The 957-nt window shown below is 34.9% G+C and carries 2 protein-coding genes; both read left to right on the forward strand.

Annotation, left to right across the window (positions count from 1 at the left end):
• The first annotated feature begins 405 nt into the window (after nt 1–405).
• Nucleotides 406–795, forward strand: a complete 390-nt coding sequence (locus tag ACQV2P_RS08645) for an IS3 family transposase (protein WP_428894896.1) — start codon at nt 406–408, stop codon at nt 793–795.
• A 17-nt stretch (nt 796–812) separates the two neighbouring features.
• Nucleotides 813–926, forward strand: a complete 114-nt coding sequence (locus ACQV2P_RS08650; RefSeq protein ID WP_428875565.1) for an IS3 family transposase — start codon at nt 813–815, stop codon at nt 924–926.
• The last annotated feature ends 31 nt before the right edge of the window (nt 927–957 follow it).

Genomic DNA, 957 nt, shown 5'->3' on the forward strand with positions numbered 1-957 from the left:
CCCCAAAAGTTCGAGTTAAAAACTAACTTTTGGGGGTACTTTTATGTCTAAAAATAGACTTCTGAATTGAAAATGAAAGTGATTGAAGGGTATTTTGAAGGATAATTAGGTTACAAGGCTTTAACAAAAAATAGGGGATTCCTTCACCTTCTTTAGTCAAGAATTGGGTCAACAATTATAAAAGATAGGGGGCAAATGGGTTAAAAGCAATTCAAGGAAAAGCTGATTATTCTTTAGATTTTTAAGCTGAATGTTTTACACTTTAAGCAAAGAATAGCTGCTTCCTATAAAGAAACGGCAATCGCCTTTAACCTTACGAATCCATCAATGCTAGCTAATTGCAAAGGCGTTTATCTTGAAGGGGGTTCTAAAGCTCTGAATAGACCGATAGAAAGGCCGCCCAAAGTGGTAAAGAAACTTAATAAAAACGGACTTCGTCAAAAGAATAAAGTTGCTGATGATTCAGAATTAGAAGAAAAGACTCAACAAATATTTCACGAACTCTATGAAACCTATAGTTATCGACGAATTACGGCTGAATTATACAAAACACACCATCAAAAAATTAACCCTAAAAAAGCTTTACGAATCATGAATAAGCTCGGCTTAAAACTTACAAAATTCTGGCGAAAGTCACGTCGCTATAGCTCTTACAAAGGAACAATTGCTCCCAACCCCCTCAATCGTCGCTTTAGTGCAAAATATCCTCTTCAAAAATTAATCGCTGATGTGACAGCGTTCAAGACAGCCGATGAGCAGAAACTGTATTTAAGGCCTATTATGGAGAACCACTGACAAGTTATAAGAAACTGATGAATAAGATTAATCAATATATTCACCACTATAATCATAGAAGAATAAAACAAAAATTGAGCGGTATGTCTTTGCTTGAATACCGAATCTATACCATTCAATTAACCGTTTAAATACAAACTCCAACTTTTGAGGTTCACATCA

Source organism: Facklamia sp. P12932 (genome assembly GCF_050409545.1).
In the GTDB taxonomy this organism is placed as follows: domain Bacteria; phylum Bacillota; class Bacilli; order Lactobacillales; family Aerococcaceae; genus Facklamia.